Raw genomic sequence first — 18,330 nt, 5'->3', positions numbered from 1 at the left:
GGAACCTTCCCGCCGGGGCTTTCTCCGTGCTACCGCAGGCGCATCAGCAGTGCCTGCTCCGGTTCGAGCACCGGTAGCTGGACACCGGCCTCCGACAGCGCGGAACCGGGCAGCTCCAGCGGGTCCCAGCTCGCGGGGTCCCGCTGGGTGAGCCGCGGCCGGCCGGCCGGAGCGTCGAAGGACAGCCGGTACGTCCGCGCCGGGTCCAGCCCCGGCAGCCGCACCCGCCGTGGCTTGGTCTGCACCGACGTCGTGAGCTGCGCGTAGCAGAACAACGCCTCCGACCGGTCGGCCGCGACGATCCCGTGCACCCACGCCGCCGGGTCGGGGTGGTCGGAACGCACGACGGTTCCGGTGTGCACCAACGACCGCACGTCCTTGTAGTACTCGATCGCGGCCCGCAGCCCGGCGCGTTCCTCCTCGGTGGTCGAGTTGATGTCCCACTCGATCCCGAAGTGCCCGAACAGCGCCGTGGCGACCCGGAACGAAAGGTCGTGCACGCGTCCGGTCGTGTGCGACTTGGTGGGGCCGACGTGCGCGCCCATCAGCTCCGGCGGGAGGAAGACGCCGGTCCACCGCTGGATGAGCTGGCGCTCCAGCGCGTCGTTGCAGTCCGACGTCCACACGCGGTCGGTGCGCGAGAGCACGCCGAGGTCGATCCGGCCGCCACCGGACGAGCAGCTCTCGATCTCCACGTGCGGGTGCCGCAGCCGCAGGTCGTCGAGGAGCCGGTAGAACGCGGCGGTCTGGTCGTGCACGCGAGAGCTGATCAGATCGCGGTTGTGGTCCCACTTCACGAACGCGATGTCGTTGTCCGCCAACACCGACGACACGCGGTCGAGGATGTGTGCGTAGGCCTCGGGGTGCGCGATGTTCAACACCTGCTGGTTGCGCGACGGCGGCGGCAGCACGCCGGGACGCGGGCCGAGCGCCCAGTCCGGGTGGGCGCGGTAGAGGTCGGAGTCGGGGTTGACCATCTCCGGCTCGAACCACAGGCCGAACTCCATGCCCAGCGAGCGGACGTGCTTGATCAACGGGGTCAGGCCGTCCGGCCACACCGTCTCGTCGACGTACCAGTCACCCAGACCGGCGGTGTCGTCGCGGCGGTGGCGGAACCAGCCGTCGTCCAGCACGAAGCGCTCCACGCCCATGGCGGCGGCGGTGTCGGCCAGCGACGTCAGCCGGGCGAGGTCGTGGTCGAAGTAGACGGCCTCCCACGTGTTGAGCACGACCGGGCGGGGACGCGACGAGCGCTCCCGCAGGTGCCGGTGGAACGCCGCGCTGATGCCGTCGACGCCTTCGGCCGAGTAGGCCGCGTACAGCCACGGCGACTCGTACTCCTCGCCCGGCGCCAGCGTGATCTCGCCCGGCAGCAGCAGCTCGCCCCCGCCCAGGACGGGCGAGCCGTCGGGCAGGTTCTCGGCGTACGTCACGTGGTTCCCGCTCCACGCCACGTGCACCGCCCACACTTCGCCGTGGCGGAACGAGAACCCCGGCGTGCCGGCCAGCAGCCCGATGGTCGCGTCGTGACCGGTGCGGCCGTGGCGGCTCTCGCGGACCCAGGAGCCGTAGTTCAGCGTCTGCCGCTGCGGTGCGCGCTCACGGCTCCACCGCCCGGTGAAGTCGAGCAGCTCGGTGGCGTGCGACGGGATCGGGAGCGCGGTTTCCAGGCCCTCCAGCGCGTACGGCGTCGACCCGTCGTTGCGGACGACGTGCCGGACGCGGACCATGCCGGACGGCAGCAGTTCGACGGTGCCGGTCACGGTCAGCTCCGCGGCCTCGTCGGAGGCGACGTACCGGAAGATCGAGCCGTCCTCCCCGGAGAACGACGTCACCGCCAGTGCGGGCGCGAAGTGCTCGCCGCCGCGGTGGCCGCGCAGTCCGGGCCGACCGGCGTACCCGGCACCCGCGTCGGGCAGCAGCGCGAGCGTCACCGGGACGTCCGGCGCGTTGTTGGGGATGGGCCACTCCACCGCACGAGCCGAGGCGCGCAGCGCTTCGGGACCGATGTCACCGAGCGTCCGCCCCCAGTGCGCCACCACCGGCAGGCTCGAGCCCTGGAGGGCGATCACGATGCTCGACGTGTCGTCGTGCAGGTGCACGACCTCTGCGTTGCTCATGCGGGCCCCGTCCACATCAAACACAAATGAACAATGCGCCGATCCTCAGATGCGGGGACTTCGATGTCAAGCGTTGGAAATTGTTGGGTTGTGTCCTGGCTCGTGCGGTTCATCCGCGCCCGGCGGTGGCGAGGAGCACCTCGCCACCGCCGGGATCACGCGCACGCCGAGCTGGTCCCGGCGCGGCCCGTCAGACGACCAGGCTGAGCACCGCGGCGACCACGAAACCGACCACGGAGAGGATGGTCTCCAGGACGGTCCACGACTGCAGCGTCTCCTTGACCGACAGGCCGAAGTACCGCGACACGATCCAGAACCCGCCGTCGTTGACGTGCGAGGCGATGATCGAACCGGACGCGATGGCCATGACGACCAGCGCGAGCTGCGGCTGCGAGTAGCCGAGGTCCGCGAGCACCGGTGCGACGATGCCCGCTGTCGTCACGATCGCGACCGTCGCCGAGCCCTGCGCGATGCGGATGACGCAGCTGATGACGTAGGCCAGCGCGATCACCGGCAGGCCGATGCCGGACAGCTCGCCCGCCAGCGTCTTGCCGATGCCGGTCGCGGCCAGCACCGCGCCGAAGAAGCCACCGGCGCCGACCACGAGCAGGATCATCGCGACCGGCCGCAGCGAGGCGCCGGACAGCTCCGCGACCTTCTCGCGCGTCATGCCGCGCCGGAAGCCCAGCAGCCAGAACGCGAGCAGCACCGAGATCGTCAGCGCCACCGCGGGCGTGCCGAAGAACGTCGCCACCGAGTACAGCCGCGATCCCTTGGCCAGCAGGATCGAGCCGAACGTGCCGGCGAGGATCAGCACCAGCGGCAGGCCGATGATCGACAGCACCAGCCCGAGCGACGGGGGTTCCCGGTCGCCGTTCTCCGCGCGCGCCTGCTCGGCCGCGACCAGCATCTCCTCCGGCACCGGGACGGTGATCCGCTTGCCGATCCAGTACGAGTACAGGACACCGCCGACGAACCACGACGGGAGCGCCACCGCGATGCCCATGATGATGATCCAGCCGAGTGACACCCCCAGCAGACCGGCCGCCGCCACCGGTCCCGGGTGGGGCGGCATGAACGCGTGCATGACCGAGAGGCCCGCCAGCAGGGGCATGCTGAACAGCACGATCGACTTGCCGCTGCGCTTGGCGGCCACGTAGACCAGCGGCGCCAGCACGAAGATGCCGATGTCGAAGAAGACCGGCACGCCGAAGATCAGGCCGGCCAGGCCGATCGCGACGGGCGCGCGCTTCTCGCCGAACGCGCTCATCAGCTTGTCCATCAGCACCTGCGCGCCGCCGGACGCCTCGAGGATCGCCCCCAGCAGGGTGCCGAGGCCGATGATCGCGGCGATGTGGCCGAGGATGCTGCCGAAGCCCTTCTCCAGCAACGAGTCCGAGGCCTTCTGCGCCGACCCGACCAGCGCCTCCGTCGGCACGCCCGCGGCCAGCGCCACCAGCAGCGCGACGACGATCAGCGCGATGAACGGCTCGACCTTGAACTTGATGATGAGAAGCAGCAGCACCGCGATGCTGACCACGGCGAGGGTGAGCAAGCCCCCTGTTGAGTGTTGCAACCAGTCGATCACGGGCGGCTCCTGAGTGAATGGCCTGGCAATGCGCCGGTGGCGGTTCCGTCGTCGATCACCGGCACCCCGTTGCAGAACACGTACGGGATGCCGGCGGCCTGCTGCCGTGGCTCGTCGAACGTCGCCGTGTCGGCGATCGTCGCGGCGTCGAACAGCACCAGGTCTGCCGCGTAGCCCTCGCGGACCAGACCCCGGTCGGTGAGCCGCAAGCGCCGGGCGGCGCGGCCGGTGAGGTGCTCGACGCACTCCTCCAGGCTCAGCACGCCCAGCTCGCGGACGTAGCGCGCGAAGTAGCGGGGGAAGGTGCCCCACGCGCGCGGGTGCGGGCGGTCGCCGACGAGCAGGCCGTCGCTGCCGCCCGTGTGCGCCGGGTGCTTCATGATCGCCTGCACGTTCTCCTCGTGGCCCACGTGCATGAGGCAGGAGGTGCCCAGGCGTTCGTCGACCAGCACGTCGAAGTAGAGGTCCGCGGGCGCCCGGCCGAGCCGGCGCGCGGAAGCGAGGACGCTCGCGCCGACCAGGTGCGCGTTGCGGTCGTCGCGGACACCGTTGATCTCGATGGTGTCCCAGTCGACCGGGACGCCGTGGCACCCGTCCGAACCGGTCTCCTCGATCTCGGCGCGGATGCGCTCCCGGGTGTCCACATCGGACAGCCTGGCCAGCGCCCGCTCCGGACCGCCCTCCGTCGCCCACGACGGCAGCAGCGCGCTCAGGTAGGTCGCGCCCGGCAGGTACGGGTAGGTGTCCAGGGAGATGTCGGCGCCTTCGGCGATCGCGTCGTCCAGCAGGGCGAGCAGCTCGGGGGCCTTGCCCTTGTTGACCGGGAAGTTCATCGTGGCGTGCGCGAGGTGCAGAGCGCACCCGGACCGTTTCGAGACGTCCACCATCTCGGCGTACGCCTCCAGCGCGCCCGCGCCGTAGCTGCGGTGGTGCGGGCTGTAGAACCCGCCGTGCTGCCCGACGACCTCGCAGAGCTGCACCAGCTCGGAGGTGCCGGCGTACATGCCGGGCGTGTAGGTGAGGCCGGACGACATGCCCATCGCGCCCTCGGCGAGCGACTGCGCGAGAACGGTCCTCATCGTGTCCATCTCGGACTCCGTCGGCGGCCGGTCGTCCCAGCCGACGACGAGCATCCGCAGCGTCCCCTGCGGCACCAGGTACGCGGCGTTGACCGCGATGCCCTGGTCGAGGCGGTCGAGGTACTCGCCGACCGAGCGCCAGTTCCAGTCGAACCCGGGCGGGTCGTCGTTCCACCCGGCGAGCTGGCCCCGCAGCGTGGCGAGCACCTCGTCGTCGACCGGCGCGTAGGAGAGCCCGTCCTGGCCGAGCACCTCCGTCGTGACGCCCTGCGAGACCTTCGCCAGGTGGTCGGGCTCGGCGAGCACCCGCAGGTCGGAGTGCGAGTGCATGTCGATGAACCCCGGCGCGAGCACCAGCCCGTCCGCGTCGATCGACCGCGTGCCCGTGAGCCCGTGCCCGATGGACGAGATGACGCCGTCCTTGATCGCCACATCCGCCCGGTGGGCGGGTGCGCCGGTGCCGTCGGCGATCAGTGGTCCGCGCAGGACTACGTCGTCCATCGGAACGCTCCTTCTCAGAAGTAGGTGCGGATCAGGTCGACCACGGTCGTGCCGCGCACGACCGGGATGAGCTGCCACTTGTCGAACACCGTGCACGGGTGGGAAAGCCCCAGCCCGACCCAGTCGCCGACCCGGACCGTGGCCTCCGGGCCGAGCCGCAGGAACGCGTGCTGGTCGTTCAGCGCCGTCACCTCCGCCTGGGTCAGCGGGGCGATGGCGCCGTCACCCCGGCGCAGGAGCTGCGGCTCCGGCAGGCCCTCGTCGAACGAGGCGTCGCGCTTGCCGATCGTGAGCAGCGCCAGGTCGCGCTGCGGCCGGGAGGTCACCTGCGCCCACGCCCGCAGCGCCGGCCGGAACGGCTGCACGCCCCCGATCCGGGAGAACGGCGAGATCCCGCGGTAGAAGCCGTCGTCGTGCGTGATGTACGCGCCGCTGCGCAGCACCGGGGTCACCGGCACCGGCCACGGCTGGGACAGCGTCGCGGCGACCTGGTCGAAGTACGCGCTGCCGCCCGCGGTGACGATCGCCGAGTCCAGCTCGTCGAGCATTCCGGCGTCGGCCAGCCGCAGCACGAGCGTGCGCAGGTCTGCCAGGTAGCTGTCCACAAGGGACTGCGAGGACGCGGACGCGTCGTGCGCCAGCGCGCCTTCGTAGCCGCCGGCGCCCGCCAGGCGCAGCACGGGGCTGCGGTCCACGGCGCGGGCGACGGCCAGCGCCGTCTCCAGGTCGCGCGCGCCGGTCCGCCCGCCGGGCGCGCCCAGCTCCACCAGCACGTCGACCGGCCGGGCCGCGCCGAGCTCCCGCAGCGCCTCGCTCATGATCGCGACGCCGGCCTCGGAGTCCGCCCAGCAGCTGAACTCGAAGCCGGGGTCCGCGTCGAGCTCGCGGACCAGCCAGCGCAGTGCGGCGGGGTCGAGCAGCTGGTTCGCGAGCAGCACCCGGCTGACCCCGAACGCCCGGTAGACCCGCAGCTGCGAGGCGTTGGCCGCGGTGATGCCCCAGACGCCGTGCTCGACCTGCCGCTGGAAGAGCTGGGGCGCCATCGTCGTCTTGCCGTGCGGCGCCAGCTTGACGCCGTGGTCGTCACACCACGTGGCCATCGTCGTGAGGTTGTGCGCCAACGCGTCCTCGTCCAGCACGACGAGCGGGCCGACGAACTCGTCGGCGAAGAGGTCGAGCCCCTGGCCGGCGACCTCGCCGATGGTCGAGCCGAACGTGCTCGAGGGCAGGCCCTTGAACCGCCAGCTGATCCGTTCCGACCTGATGTCCGCGACGGCCGAGAGGTCCATCTCCATCAGTTGTTGCATATTTTGCAACTCCCATTGCGCGATGTGATGCTGGAGTGTGTAGCATTCGGGTGCGCCGCCGTCAACGAACACCCCTGGAGCACGCATGCGGTTCGAACACGTCGGCGGTGTCGTGTGTCTCGGCGAAACCATGGTGATGATGGTTCCGGCAGAGCCCGGACCCGTGCATCTGGTGCGCACCTGGCATCGAGCCGTGGGCGGCGCCGAGTCCAACGTCGCCTGCCACCTCACCCGTCTCGGCGTGCCGTCGTCGTGGGTCAGCGCCGTCGGCGACGACTCGTTCGGCCTCGCGGTGCTCGACGCGGTCGCGGGTTTCGGCGTGGACGTGTCGCGGGTGCGCGTCGACCCCACGCGCCCGACCGGCCTCTACGTGAAGGAGGCCTCGCCGCACGGCAGCCCGGTGCGCTACTACCGGCGCGGCTCGGCGGCGTCCGGCATGGGCCTCGAGATGATCGACCGGCTCGGCCTCGGCGAGGTGGCCCTGGTGCACGTCAGCGGGATCACCGCCGCGCTGTCCGACTCGTGCCTCGCGATGCTGCGCGAGCTGCTGCGCCGGCCGCGGCACGGCTACCGGATCTCGTTCGACCTGAACTGGCGGCCCGCGCTGTGGGCGGGCCGGGACCCGCGCGTGCTGCGCGAGCTCGCGGACATGGCCGACATCGTGCTCGCGGGTTCCGACGAGGCGGAGCTCGTGTGGGGCACCGGCGACCCGCGGCGCCTGCGGGAGCTGCTGCCCGGTCCGGTGTCGCTGGTGGTGAAGCAGGGAGCCGACGGCGCCACGCTGCTGGAGGACGGGGAGGCGCACTTCGAACCGGCGTTGCGGGTCGAGGTGGTGGAACCGGTCGGCGCGGGCGACGCGTTCGCGGCGGGCTTCCTCGCGGCCACCCTGGCGGGACAGGCGCCGTCGGTCCGCCTGCGCGCCGGGCACCTGCAGGCGGCGTCCGCTTTGCTCACCGCGGAGGACGTCGGGGATCCTCTGCCGGACGACGTGACGGCTCCGCTGCTGCACGCCGACCCGCGGACCTGGGCGTCCGCCCGCCTGGAGGTGTAGATGAGCCAGAGCCTCGACCGCGCGCTCACCCTGGTGAGCCGGCTCGCGACGGGCCCGAAGACGCTGGACGAGCTGTCCGGCGTGATCGGTGTGCACAAGTCGACGGCCCTGCGTCTGCTGCGCACGCTGGAGTCGCACCGCTTCGTGCAGCGCGACGGCGTGCACCACTACCGCCTCGGCACCGCCCTGTTCGACCTCGCGAACCTCGCCCTGGAGGAACGCGACGTGCGGCGTGCCGCCGAACCCGCGTTGCGCGAGCTCAACTCCCGCCTGGGGCACACCGTCCACCTCGCGTCCTATGAGGACGGTGAGGTCATCTACATCGACAAGTACGAGTCGACGCACCAGATGCGCATGTACTCGCGCATCGGCCGCCGCGCCCCGTTGCACTGCACGGCCGTGGCGAAGATCCTGCTCGCCGACCTGCCTCCCGCCGCCTTGCAGAAGGTGGTGGCGGGCATGGAGTTCCCGCGCCTGACGGCCAACACCATCACCGGTCCCGCGGCCTACCTCGCGGAGCTGGAACGCGTGCGCGCCAACGGCTACGCCGTCGACAACGCCGAGCACGAGGACTTCATCCACTGCATCGCCGCCCCGATCAGGGGCGCGCGCGGCGAGGTGCTCGCCGCCGTCTCGATGTCCGTGCCGAAGGTGCTGCTCGACTACGACGGCCTGCTGTCGCACCTGCCCGACCTGCTCGCCACCGCCCAAGCTGCATCAGTCGAATGCGGTTATGTTCCAAGATGAGGGAGTTCCCGTTGTCCAAGGTTGAGATCAAGACCGCCGACGCGCCGCAGCCGGTGGCCCGTTTCTCGCAGGGTGTGCGCAAGGGCAACATCCTGCAGGTGGCCGGTCAGGTCGCGTTCGACCCGTCCTCCGGTGAGATCGTCGGCACCACCGTCGCCGAGCAGACGCGTCAGACGTTCGCGAACCTCAACGCCGTGCTCGCAGCCGGTGGCGCGTCGATCGACGACGTCGTGATGATCCGCGTCTACCTCACCGACACCGCGCACTTCGCGGAGCTGAACGAGGTCTACGGCGAGTTCGTCACGGACCCGGCGCCGGCGCGGACGACCGTGTACGTCGGGCTCCCGGCCGGGCTGCTGGTGGAGATCGACGCGCTGGCCGTCGTCGACTGATCTGTTCGCAGCAACGGCGGTCCGGAGTGCGCATCGGCATTCCGGGCCGCTGTTGACGTTGTGACACGATCCGCGCATGAAGTGGTACGCGGACAGACCGGTCAGGCTCACGCGTCAGCTGATCGCCGACCTCCTCGCCGCCGGCTGGGTGGCGCTGTGGATCTGGGTGGCCACCACCGTCCACGACTGGGTGCTCCGGTTGCGGGCCCCGGGAGACGGCTTGGTCAACGCGGGTGGCGACATCCGCGACGTCTTCACCAACGCCGCGAACAAGGCCAGGGACGTGCCGCTGGTCGGTGACGACCTCGCGGGCGCGCTCGGCAACGGCACCAAGGCCGGCGAGACCCTCACCAGCGCGGGCCACGCGCAGATCGGCGTGGTCGAGGACAGCGCGTTCTGGCTCGCGGCCGCACTGGTCGTGGTCCCGGTGCTGTTCCTGCTCGTCACCTGGCTGCCGGTCCGGCTGCGGTACGCGCTCAGGGCCGGGAGCACCGCGCGGCTCAGGGACAAGCCGGACCTGCTGGCGCTGAGGGCGCTCACCGGGCTCAGCGCGCGCGAGCTGGCCAGGTTCGCCGGGGACCCCGCAGTGGCCTGGCGCACCGGGGACACCGAGGTCATCGACGAGCTGGCCAGAAGGCAGCTCGCGGCGCTGGGGGTGAGGGCGTGATCACCGTCTCCGTGATCGCCGCGGTCGTGGCGATGTGCGCGGTGGCCGTGTCGTTGTGGCAGGCCCGCGAAGCGAAGGGCGCCCAGGCGGCCGCGAGCGGGGCCCAGGAGGCGGCGAACCGGGCGCGGGAGGAGGCGGGCGCCGCGCGGAAGGCCGTCGAACAGGCCACGAGCAGCGCGCTGCAGGCCAAGACGGCGGCCGAGGAGGCCAGGAAGGCGGCCGCGAGAGCCGAGGAGGCGGCCACCGCGGCCCGGATGCTCGCGGACGAGGCGCAGTTCACGGCCCAGCAGGCGACGGCCCAGGTGAACGAGGTCACCGAGCTGCTCGCCGCCGAACGGCAGCGGCGGGGGATGCCGACCTTCGCGATCACGCCCGCCGCGCCCGACGAGTTCCGGCTGAGCTACTTCGGCGGGCCGGCGGTCATCGAGCAGCTCACCGTGTCGGTGGTGCCGGGCAGCCGGGTGCTCGGGCTCTCCCAGTACGACGAGCCCCCGGCCGAGCACCTCGACGTCGGGCCGCTGCACAACGGCTCCGCCATCACCTTCCGGGCCGCGACCGGGCAACGGGCCAGTGCGGTCTTCCAGATCAGGGCGGAGCCGTGGGACCCGGTCGTCGTCCGGGCCGACCAGTAGCCGCGGCGGGTGCCGGGCCGGTCAGTAGACGGGGCCGGTGTACTTCTCGCCGGGGCCCTGGCCCGGCTCGTCGGGCACGGCGGAGGCCTCGCGGAAGGCGCGCTGCACCGACTGCAGACCGTCCTTGAGCGGCGCGGCGTGCGGACCGAGGTACTCCGAGGTCGCCGTCACCAGGCCGGCCAGGCCGGTGATCAGGCGACGAGCCTCGTCGAGGTCGCGGCGCGGGGAGTTGTCGGGGTCGGCGTCGGCGAGGCCGAGGCGTTCGGCGGCGGCGGACAGCAGCATCACGGCGGCCCGGCTGATGACCTCGATGCTGGGCACGTCGCCCAGGTCGCGGACATCCTCGTCGGCACTGTCTTCCAGCGGATCGGTCACCCGCCCATTCAAGCAAGACGGCGTCGCGGGGCCGCGATTCGGGGGTTGACAAGAGCGTCTGCTACTATTTCCGACGCGACCAGCTCTCGTTAGTGCGAGAGCGGCAAGTGGAGCCCCGCTCCCACCCGCGTTCACCGCCTCAAGAGGTGGCCGGGTCCGGTCATCCTGACAGCAGGACACGCGGGTGTCCGGCGGGCAGGTATGTGATCGGTCGGAAGCGGGCCCTGTCGTCGACATCGACGACGGGGCTCTTGTCTTTGGCGCAACCGAGTCTCAAAGGACGTGAATGACAAGTCCCTCGAACCGCGGTGCACCCGTCAGCACCGAGCCGCGCATCAACGACCGCATCCGGGTGCCGGAAGTTCGTCTGGTCGGGCCGAATGGTGAGCAGGTCGGGATCGTTCGCATCGAGGACGCGCTCCGACTCGCGCAGGAAGCGGATCTCGACCTCGTCGAGGTCGCCGCTCAGGCTCGCCCGCCGGTCTGCAAGCTCATGGACTACGGCAAGTTCAAGTACGAGACGGCGCAGAAGGCTCGCGAGTCTCGTCGGAACCAGCAGCTGACGGTCATCAAGGAGCAGAAGCTCCGCCCCAAGATCGACCCGCACGACTACCAGACGAAGAAGGGCCACGTGGCCCGCTTCCTCTCGCACGGGAACAAGGTCAAGGTGACCATCATGTTCCGCGGTCGCGAGCAGTCGCGCCCCGAGCTCGGCTATCGGTTGTTGCAGAAGCTGGCGGAGGACGTCGCGGAGCTGGGCTTCGTCGAGTCGAACCCCAAGCAGGACGGCCGCAACATGATCATGGTGTTGGCGCCGCACAAGAACGTCAAGGCGCGTCCGGTCAAGCAGGACGACGCGCCCGAGGCGGACGAGACCGCTTCGGACGACGTGTAAGGACGCATGCCCGCCCCCGACCCGGTGGGTAGCACGAGACGAGGACGGAAATGCCGAAGAACAAGACGCACAGCGGGACCTCGAAGCGGTTCAAGGTCACCGGCAGCGGCAAGATCCTCCGGGAGAAGGCCGGCAAGCGCCACATCCTGGAGAAGAAGTCCAGCAAGGTGACGCGTCGCATGAGCGGCACCGCGGTCGTGTCGGACAACGACGCGCCGCGCATCAAGAAGCTGCTCGGTCTCTGACCCGCTTCGACCCCCCTAGCTAACTCGGGGGAGGCAGTGCCGGACCTCCGGCGAACACCGCCCCCCATGAGATCGACAGGATGGACCCGTGGCACGCGTCAAGCGGGCTGTGAACGCCCAGAAGAAGCGCCGTACCACCCTTGAGCTGGCCAGCGGCTACCGCGGTCAGCGCTCGAGGCTGTACCGCAAGGCCAAGGAGCAGGTGCTCCACTCGCTCAACTACGCGTACCGCGACCGCCGTGCGCGCAAGGGCGACTTCCGCAAGCTGTGGATCCAGCGCATCAACGCCGCTGCCCGCGCGAACGGCATGACCTACAACCGCCTCATCCAGGGCCTGCGCCTCGGCGGCGTCGAGGTGGACCGCAAGATCCTCGCGGACCTCGCCGTCACCGACGCCACCGCCTTCGCGGCTCTCGTCGAGATCGCCCGTGGCGCGCTCCCGGCTGACGTGAACGCTCCTGCCGGGGACAAGGCCTGAGCCAGCACCTCCGCGGACACCGACCCGAGGCAGATCCGTTCACCGAACGGACGCCTCGGGTCGTTGCTGCGCGCCACCTGACCCGCCGCCAGGGCCGTGACAAGGCAGGCCGCTTCCTCGTCGAGGGCGCCCAAGCCGTGCGCGAGGCACTGGCCTGGCGCACCGGCGAGGTGCACGAGCTCTTCGTCACGGCGACGGCCGCGGAACGCAACGCCGACCTGCTCCGCACCGCGTCCGACGCGGGTGTGCGGATCAGCGAGGTGACCGACAAGGCCGCCGCCTCCCTGTCGGAGACCGTGACGCCCCAGGGCCTCGTCGCGGTCTGCGACGCCGTGCCGCAGCCGCTCGAAGTGGCCCTGCGGGGCACCCCGCGCCTCGTCGCCGTCCTCCACGGCGTCTCGGACCCGGGCAACGCGGGTACCGTCACGCGCGTGGCCGACGCGGCCGGCGCCGACGCGGTGATCTTCGCGGGCGACGCGGTCGACCCGCACAACGGCAAGTGCGTGCGCGCCTCCACCGGCTCGCTGTTCCACCTGCCGATCGCGCGCTCCCGCGACGCGGACGAGGTCTTCGCCGCGTGCCGCCGGGCGGGCCTGAGGCTCGTGGCCGCCGACGGCTACGCGGAGGACGACCTCGTCGAGGCCTCGGCCAGGGGCGAGCTCGCGCAGCCCACGGCGTGGGTGTTCGGCAGCGAGGCCCACGGCCTGCCCGACGACGTCGTGGCGAAGCTCGACACCTCGCTCAAGGTGCCGCTGTACGGCGCCGCCGAGAGCCTGAACCTCGCGACGGCCGCGGCCGTCTGCCTCTACGCCTCCGCGCGGGACCAGCGGAATTGAGCTGACGGGTCACGGGCGCGCGGCTACTGTGCGCCCGTGCGCGAATCCGAGGTCGAACTCCTGTGCTCCCAGCTCGCCTCCTACTACGTGTTCCCGGACACGGCCGAGGAGATCGCGCGAGTCCTGCGCGCCCGTCTGGCCGAGGGCGATTACTCCGATGTGGACGATGAGGAGTTCGCCGCACGGGTCACCGCCGATCTGCAGAGCGTCAACGGCGACAAGCACCTCCGCCTTCTCCACAGCGCCGAGGAGGTTCCCGAGACCGGCCAGGAGTCGGCCTGGGACCCGGTGGCGTACCGGAGGGAAGCCGAGCTGGACGCGTTCGGCGTGCGGAAGGTCGAACGGCTGAAGGGCAACATCGGCCTGCTGGAGCTCAACCTGCTGCACGACGCCGAGATCGCCACCCCCGCCGTCACCGCCGCCATGAACCTCATCGCGCACACCGACGCGCTGATCATCGACCTGCGGAACAACGGCGGTGGCGACCCGCACACGGTCGCGTTGATCTGCAGCTACCTGTTCGACGAACCCGTGCACCTCAACGACATCTACGACCGTCCAGAGGACACGACCCGGCAGTTCTGGACGCTCCCGCACGTCCCCGGCCCGCGGTTCGGCGGCACGAAGCCGGTCTACGTCCTCACCAGCGCCCGCACGTTCTCCGGCGCGGAGGAGCTGAGCTACAACCTGCGGCAGAACGAGCGCGCCACCCTGATCGGCGAGACCACCAGGGGCGGCGCCCACCCCGGCGGCCGCTACCGCGTCGGCCCGCACCTCAGGTCCGCCGTTCCCAGAGGCCGCGCGATCAACCCGATCTCCGGAACGAACTGGGAGGGCGTCGGTGTGGTCCCGCACGTCGCGGTGCCGGCGGACGAGGCGTTCGAGGTCGCCTACGAGAAGGCGACCTCGACCCTCCAGAACTAGTCCAGCCGCGCGGTCAGCTCGCGCACCAGCGGGTCGGTGCCGGACGGCTTGTTCTGCCGCCGCAACGCTTCCGAGAGCACCGACAGCACGTTCCCGACCTGGACGTCGTCGGGCAGCAGGCTCGCCGCCCGGCGCGCCTCGGCCTCGGCGCCCTCCGCGTCGTCGGCGTCGAGCAGCACGTGCGCGGCCCGCAGCACGATGAACACCCGCCAGCCCTCGTCGCCCAGCGACACCACCAGGGCCTCGGCGTCGCGGTACTGCTTCATCGCGAGCGCGAACTCACCGGCCTGGCCGTGCACCCACGCGCGGATCGCGATGATCTCCGCCTGCCGCCGGGTGACCTCGCGCGGGTCGTCCAGCAACGGCAGCAGCGCCTCGGCCTCGTCGACGGCCGCGCGCGTCTCGGTGATCTCGTCCTCCGGCAGGTTCGAGGCCAGCTCGACCAGCGAGCCGATCGCCTCGGAGAGGTCGCCCTCCTGCTGCCACAGCGCGGCGGCCGCGCGCCACGACGCCGTCGCCTCGTCGTCCTTGCCGAGCCTGCCCTGCACGGACGCCAGCGCGTCGAGCAGGAACGCCCGCCGCCCCGCCTCCTCGGGCGGCAGCAGCTCCGACGCCTCGCGCAGGTGGCGCTCGGCCGCCGGGAGCTCGCCCAGCTTGCGGCACACCTGCCCGAGCCGGAACACCACCTGCAGCCGCAGGTCCTCCTGGCCGTCCTGGAGCAGGCGCAGCGACTCCTCCAGCACCTCGGCGGCCTCGACGAACCGGTCCGCCTGCACGTAGCCGCCGCTCAGCGCGAAGCAGAAGTGCGCGGTGTGGCCGGGGGTGAGGTGCACGCGCGAGATCGCCACGGCCTCCCTCAGCTCGCCAAGGCAGGCCGCCTCCTGGTCCAGCTCCTGGATCGCCACGACCTGGTACCAGCGCGCCTCGGCGGCCTCCGGGAGCGGGAACGCCGCCACGAACTCCCGTGCCGTCGCCATCGCCTCCGGCACCTTGCCCAGCAACGTCTCCAGCCGCAGCCGCAGCCGGTAGGCCTCGAACCGGGCGCTCGGCGGCAGCTCGCCCGCCAGCACCGCCACGACGTCGGAGTACGCGCCGTCGAGGTCCTGCTGCCGCGCCCGGTGTTCCGCCGACTCGACGGCGACCCTGCCGCGCAGCTCCGGAACGTCCAGGGAGGACGCCAGCGCGAGCATCGCGGACGCCCGCTCGTGCGCCTGCTCGCCGTCGAGCAGCTCGGCCAGCGCCAGCGCCGCGACCGACCGGGTGTGGTCGCTCTCCGCCTCGGCCAGGCACCGCTCGGCCGTCTCCAGGCCACCCTCCAGCCCGATCGCGAGCCGCGCCCGGTACCGCAGCGCGAGGTCGGCGGGCAGCGCGGTCAGCTGCTCCTCGAACGCCGCGGGGTCGAACGGGACCAGCCCGGTCGTCATCCGCCGGATGCGCGCGTGCGCCGCGAGGTCGGGCGGCAGCAACGAGTCCATGTCGGCGGGCAGCGAGGCGAGCATCCGCCGCGCTTGCACGAAGTCGCCCTGCTCGTACAGCGCCACCATCGTCTCGGCGATCTCCACGGGGTCGCCGGACACGAGCGGCTCCTCGGCGGGAGCGGTCACCGGCGCGGCCGGGACCGCCAGCTCGACGGCGGGGTAGTCCTCCTGCTCGAGCGACCTCGACACCCGCTCGGTCCACGCCGGCGTGCCGTTGCGCTGGTCGAAGGCCCCGGCCAGCTCCAGCGCCCGCGCCGACAGGCGGTCGAGCAGCTCGGCCGCGGTCAGCGAGCCGACCGACGGCACCTCGAACGCGGTGCCGGCCGGAAGCCGTCGCAGCAGGACCGAGGCGCACTCGGCGAACGACATCTCGTCGGCCGGCAGCTGGGTCGCGACGACCTTGTGCAGCGAGCGGCGCAGGATCTCCTCGCCGCGCGCCAGGTTGCCCGTCAGCGCGCAGAACCGGATGTGCTCGTGCACGTACGAGGTGATCTCGTCGTCCTTGATCAGCCGGTACGCGGTCGTGTGCGCGTGCGCCGCCCGTTCGGTGTCGCCGATCTCCAGCAGCGGCCACAGCAGCGCCGTCAGGATGCCCTGCGGCTGGGTGCTGCAGTTGGTGTTGCCGGACAGGCCCTCCCAGCCGTGCGCGGCGGCCTCCTGGTGCCTGCCGAGCCGCGCCAGCATCCAGACCTGCTCCTCGACGACGCACGCGTCGCAGTCCGCCATCGGACCGGACTCGGCGGCGAGGTAGCGGCCCAGGTGTTCGGCGAGGCCCGTCAGGTCACCGACGTGGTAGGCGTGCTCGGCGCGCGCACCGTGCACGGGCTGCACCGAGAAACCCAGCCGCCCGTAGCGGTCGGCGAGCTGCCCGATCACGGCCTGGAGCTGCTCCAGCGAGAACCGGGGGTCGCGGCGCAGGCCCGTCGCGACCCACTTGTGCGACCAGTTCAGCGAGTGGACCTCGTAGTCGTTGAACGCCTCCGGGTCCTTCTCCTCCGCGGCCCGCGCCCAGGCGAACGGCGCCAGCATCAGGTCGTAGCGCGCGAGGTAGTACGCCGAGTCGATCATCGCGATCCGGCAGGACACCCCGAGCGGCAGGTGCCCGAGCGCGTCGGCCATGCGCGCGGCCCGTTCCAGCGCCTCGTGCTTCGGCATGCCCGTGGGCATGTTGTACGCGTCGAGGAACGCTCTTTCGGCGTCCTCGGCGGTGAAGTCGGCCATGTTCACTTACCCCCAACGGCGCGGTCCAGCAGTTCCAGGAACGAGCGGTTGAGCGCCGCCGTGTCCTTCGGTCGCATCGCCCGCCGAGCCTGCAGGACGGCGTGCACGTACAGAGATTCGAGCGTCAGCTCCACGAGCGACGGGTCGGTCAGCCGCGCCAGCCGCTGCACGAGCGGGTTGCGGCAGTTGAGCACGAGCTGCTCCGGCCGCGACGAGTCCGACCCGGCGGTCAGCTGCCCCAGCAGCTCGGCCCACAGCGGGTCGGTGACCTCCTCCGCCGTCTGCTCGGTGTCGAGCTTGCGCTGCTGCTCGGCGTTGCTGATCAGCAGCGCGGGCAGCGAGACCGGGTCGAAGTCGCGGACCACCGCGTCGCAGTCGTGCCGGTCCAGTGCCGCCGCGCCCTCGGCCAACCGCAGCCGCAGCGCCGCCTCGATCTCCGGTTCCGGGTCGGCCAGCGCCGCCAGCAGCTCCGACGGGGCCACCCGGCGGGCGACAGCGGGACCGTCGAGCGCGCTGAGCCGGTTCAGCAGCTCCAGGTCGTAGGCGTAGCCCGCGTTCACCAGGCCGAGGCCCTGCGCGGCCGCGACCGGCGCGAGCTGGTGGAACTCGTCGACGTCCGGGATGTAGAGGATCGCGCCGTGCTTGCGCTTGAACTGCCGCAACGGGATCGCGCCCTCGGTGGTCTCGAACGGCAGCCAGCGCTCGACCAGCCGCAGCATCTCGTCGTCCGAGCGCGCGAGCGACTTGATGCCCAGGTGGTGCGCGGCCAGCAGCTCACCGGCGCGGCGCGGCTCGATCGCGTCGAGCCTGATCAGCCAGTCGCGGATCTGCTCGCCCAGCTCCTCGCGCACCGCGAGCAGCATCTCGTCCTGGTACAGCGACTCGCGTGACGCCGTCGGCCGGACCGCGGACGCGTCGACCACGCACCGCACGAAGTAGGCCCAGTCCGGCAGCAGTCCCTCGACGTTGTCGCCGACGAGCATCCGCTTGAGGTACACCCGGTGCGTCTGGCGCGTGCCGGGGTGCACGCCCTCGGGCAGCACGAACGCGACGCCCGTCAGCCCCGCGGCCTCGACCTCGATCGGGATCGCCTCGAAGGGCCTGAACCCGAAGACCTGCTCGCAATACCCGGAGAGGTCCGCGTCCTCGTCGTCCCACGGCCGTTCGCCGCGGGTCACCTGCGCGCCGTCCACCGTCACGACGGCCGGCAGCAGGTCGCCGTAGTCGCCCACCAGCGGCCGGACGACGTCCGCTTCGAGCCAGTGCTCGTTGCCGCGCGAAGCGGTCAGCACCACCGTCGTGCCGACCGGCACACCACCCGCGGTGTCCACTGTGTCCACGGTGTCCACTGTGTCCACTGCCGACACGGTGTAGTTGCCCGACGAGTCCGCCTCCCACCGCACGGCGGGGCCGCCGCGAGCGGACCGCGTGACGACCGTCACCGAGGAGGCGACCAGGAAGCACGACAGCATGCCGACGCCGAACTGGCCGAGGAACCCCTCGCGGGCGAAGCCCAGCTCGTCGCGCTTCGAGGTCCGGCCGAGCGTCGAGAGCAGCTCGTGCACCTCGGTCTCGGTGAGCCCCACACCGGTGTCGGTGATCGTCAGCGTGGGGCCGCAGGTGATCGTGACCTCGGCGGGGCAGGACGGGTCGAGCTCACGCCGTGCCGTGATCGCGTCGACGGCGTTCTGCAGCAGTTCCCGCACGTAGACGCGCGGACTGCTGTACAGGTGGTGGCTGAGCAGGTCGATGATGCCGCGCAGGTCGACGCGGAAGGTGTGCGACATGATGCCG

17 protein-coding genes are annotated in these 18,330 nt (G+C 71.5%); 10 read left to right on the top strand and 7 right to left on the bottom strand.

What is annotated here, in order from left to right; translation table 11 throughout:
* Positions 1-29: 29 nt before the first annotated feature.
* From BMW88_RS09820 to BMW88_RS09805, 4 genes are all read right to left on the bottom strand, one after another.
* Positions 30-2,120: an alpha-galactosidase gene (locus tag BMW88_RS09820; RefSeq protein ID WP_089950659.1), complete on the bottom strand. Its 2,091-nt coding sequence runs from the start codon at positions 2,118-2,120 to the stop codon at positions 30-32.
* A 190-nt stretch (positions 2,121-2,310) separates the two neighbouring features.
* Entirely contained in the window at positions 2,311-3,708 is a 1,398-nt protein-coding gene (locus tag BMW88_RS09815; RefSeq protein ID WP_089950345.1) for a GntP family permease, read from the bottom strand.
* Positions 3,705-5,288 carry an N-acyl-D-amino-acid deacylase family protein gene (locus BMW88_RS09810; protein ID WP_089950344.1) on the bottom strand — a complete coding sequence of 528 codons (1,584 nt, stop codon included), beginning with the start codon at positions 5,286-5,288 and terminating at the stop codon, positions 3,705-3,707. The genes BMW88_RS09815 and BMW88_RS09810 overlap by 4 nt, the downstream gene beginning before the upstream one ends.
* 14 nt (positions 5,289-5,302) lie before the next feature.
* Positions 5,303-6,595 (bottom strand): amino acid deaminase, encoded by a 1,293-nt coding sequence (locus tag BMW88_RS09805; protein WP_089950343.1) that lies wholly within the window; start codon positions 6,593-6,595, stop codon positions 5,303-5,305.
* A gap of 85 nt (positions 6,596-6,680) precedes the next feature.
* Here BMW88_RS09805 and BMW88_RS09800 point away from each other — a divergent pair, with 85 nt between their 5' ends.
* From BMW88_RS09800 to BMW88_RS09780, 5 genes are all read left to right on the top strand, one after another.
* A complete protein-coding gene (locus tag BMW88_RS09800; RefSeq protein WP_089950342.1) occupies positions 6,681-7,646 on the top strand; it encodes a sugar kinase in 966 nt (321 codons plus the stop codon).
* Positions 7,647-8,393 carry an IclR family transcriptional regulator gene (locus BMW88_RS09795; RefSeq protein WP_089950341.1) on the top strand — a complete coding sequence of 249 codons (747 nt, stop codon included), beginning with the start codon at positions 7,647-7,649 and terminating at the stop codon, positions 8,391-8,393.
* A gap of 11 nt (positions 8,394-8,404) precedes the next feature.
* Entirely contained in the window at positions 8,405-8,785 is a 381-nt protein-coding gene (locus BMW88_RS09790) for a RidA family protein (protein WP_030474127.1), read from the top strand.
* 76 nt (positions 8,786-8,861) lie between these two features.
* Positions 8,862-9,452, top strand: a complete 591-nt coding sequence (locus BMW88_RS09785; protein WP_089950340.1) for a hypothetical protein — start codon at positions 8,862-8,864, stop codon at positions 9,450-9,452.
* Positions 9,449-10,084, top strand: coding sequence for a hypothetical protein (locus tag BMW88_RS09780; protein WP_089950339.1), 636 nt, complete (start codon positions 9,449-9,451; stop codon positions 10,082-10,084). Before BMW88_RS09785 ends, BMW88_RS09780 begins: the two co-directional genes overlap by 4 nt.
* A gap of 21 nt (positions 10,085-10,105) precedes the next feature.
* Here the strand turns inward: BMW88_RS09780 and BMW88_RS09775 are convergent, their stop codons facing one another.
* Positions 10,106-10,459 carry a DUF1844 domain-containing protein gene (locus BMW88_RS09775; RefSeq protein ID WP_245777681.1) on the bottom strand — a complete coding sequence of 118 codons (354 nt, stop codon included), beginning with the start codon at positions 10,457-10,459 and terminating at the stop codon, positions 10,106-10,108.
* Between the two features lie 286 nt (positions 10,460-10,745).
* On the opposite strand from BMW88_RS09775, the gene infC reads away from it, so the two are divergent.
* The 5 genes from infC (at position 10,746) to BMW88_RS09750 (ending at position 13,837) form a co-directional block, all read left to right on the top strand.
* A complete protein-coding gene (gene infC / locus BMW88_RS09770) occupies positions 10,746-11,354 on the top strand; it encodes a translation initiation factor IF-3 (RefSeq protein WP_089950338.1) in 609 nt (202 codons plus the stop codon).
* A gap of 50 nt (positions 11,355-11,404) precedes the next feature.
* Entirely contained in the window at positions 11,405-11,599 is a 195-nt protein-coding gene (gene rpmI, locus BMW88_RS09765) for a 50S ribosomal protein L35 (protein ID WP_089950337.1), read from the top strand.
* Positions 11,600-11,687: 88 nt separating this feature from the next.
* A complete protein-coding gene (rplT, locus tag BMW88_RS09760; RefSeq protein WP_089950336.1) occupies positions 11,688-12,077 on the top strand; it encodes a 50S ribosomal protein L20 in 390 nt (129 codons plus the stop codon).
* Positions 12,074-12,913, top strand: a complete 840-nt coding sequence (locus BMW88_RS09755) for a TrmH family RNA methyltransferase (RefSeq protein WP_089950335.1) — start codon at positions 12,074-12,076, stop codon at positions 12,911-12,913. The genes rplT and BMW88_RS09755 overlap by 4 nt, the downstream gene beginning before the upstream one ends.
* Before the next feature lie 36 nt (positions 12,914-12,949).
* The gene (locus tag BMW88_RS09750; RefSeq protein ID WP_089950334.1) at positions 12,950-13,837 is read left to right on the top strand and encodes a S41 family peptidase; all 888 of its coding nucleotides are present in this window, start codon (positions 12,950-12,952) and stop codon (positions 13,835-13,837) included.
* Here BMW88_RS09750 and BMW88_RS09745 read toward each other — a convergent pair.
* Together BMW88_RS09745 and BMW88_RS09740 are read right to left on the bottom strand one after the other, a co-directional pair.
* Positions 13,834-16,536: a hypothetical protein gene (locus tag BMW88_RS09745; protein WP_089950333.1), complete on the bottom strand. Its 2,703-nt coding sequence runs from the start codon at positions 16,534-16,536 to the stop codon at positions 13,834-13,836. The two genes, BMW88_RS09750 and BMW88_RS09745, sit on opposite strands and share 4 nt — an antisense overlap.
* Positions 16,537-16,538: 2 nt before the next feature.
* Positions 16,539-18,323, bottom strand: a complete 1,785-nt coding sequence (locus BMW88_RS09740; RefSeq protein ID WP_089950657.1) for an HSP90 family protein — start codon at positions 18,321-18,323, stop codon at positions 16,539-16,541.
* Between the last annotated feature and the right edge of the window lie 7 nt (positions 18,324-18,330).

It is taken from the genome of Lentzea xinjiangensis, assembly GCF_900110955.1.
GTDB lineage: Bacteria > Actinomycetota > Actinomycetes > Mycobacteriales > Pseudonocardiaceae > Lentzea > Lentzea xinjiangensis.
This window is presented reverse-complemented; position numbering and strand designations above follow the sequence as displayed.

What these genes read in the sequence shown, in the direction of transcription:
- BMW88_RS09820 (WP_089950659.1), bottom strand. Translation starts at nt 2,120, where the DNA reads ATGAGCAACGCAGAGGTCGTGCACCTGCACGACGACACGTCGAGCATC.
- BMW88_RS09810 (WP_089950344.1), bottom strand. Translation starts at nt 5,288, where the DNA reads ATGGACGACGTAGTCCTGCGCGGACCACTGATCGCCGACGGCACCGGC.
- BMW88_RS09805 (WP_089950343.1), bottom strand. Translation starts at nt 6,595, where the DNA reads ATGCAACAACTGATGGAGATGGACCTCTCGGCCGTCGCGGACATCAGG.
- BMW88_RS09800 (WP_089950342.1), top strand. Translation starts at nt 6,681, where the DNA reads ATGCGGTTCGAACACGTCGGCGGTGTCGTGTGTCTCGGCGAAACCATG.
- BMW88_RS09795 (WP_089950341.1), top strand. Translation starts at nt 7,647, where the DNA reads ATGAGCCAGAGCCTCGACCGCGCGCTCACCCTGGTGAGCCGGCTCGCG.
- BMW88_RS09785 (WP_089950340.1), top strand. Translation starts at nt 8,862, where the DNA reads ATGAAGTGGTACGCGGACAGACCGGTCAGGCTCACGCGTCAGCTGATC.
- infC (WP_089950338.1), top strand. Translation starts at nt 10,746, where the DNA reads ATGACAAGTCCCTCGAACCGCGGTGCACCCGTCAGCACCGAGCCGCGC.
- rpmI (WP_089950337.1), top strand. Translation starts at nt 11,405, where the DNA reads ATGCCGAAGAACAAGACGCACAGCGGGACCTCGAAGCGGTTCAAGGTC.
- BMW88_RS09745 (WP_089950333.1), bottom strand. Translation starts at nt 16,536, where the DNA reads ATGGCCGACTTCACCGCCGAGGACGCCGAAAGAGCGTTCCTCGACGCG.
- BMW88_RS09740 (WP_089950657.1), bottom strand. Translation starts at nt 18,323, where the DNA reads ATGTCGCACACCTTCCGCGTCGACCTGCGCGGCATCATCGACCTGCTC.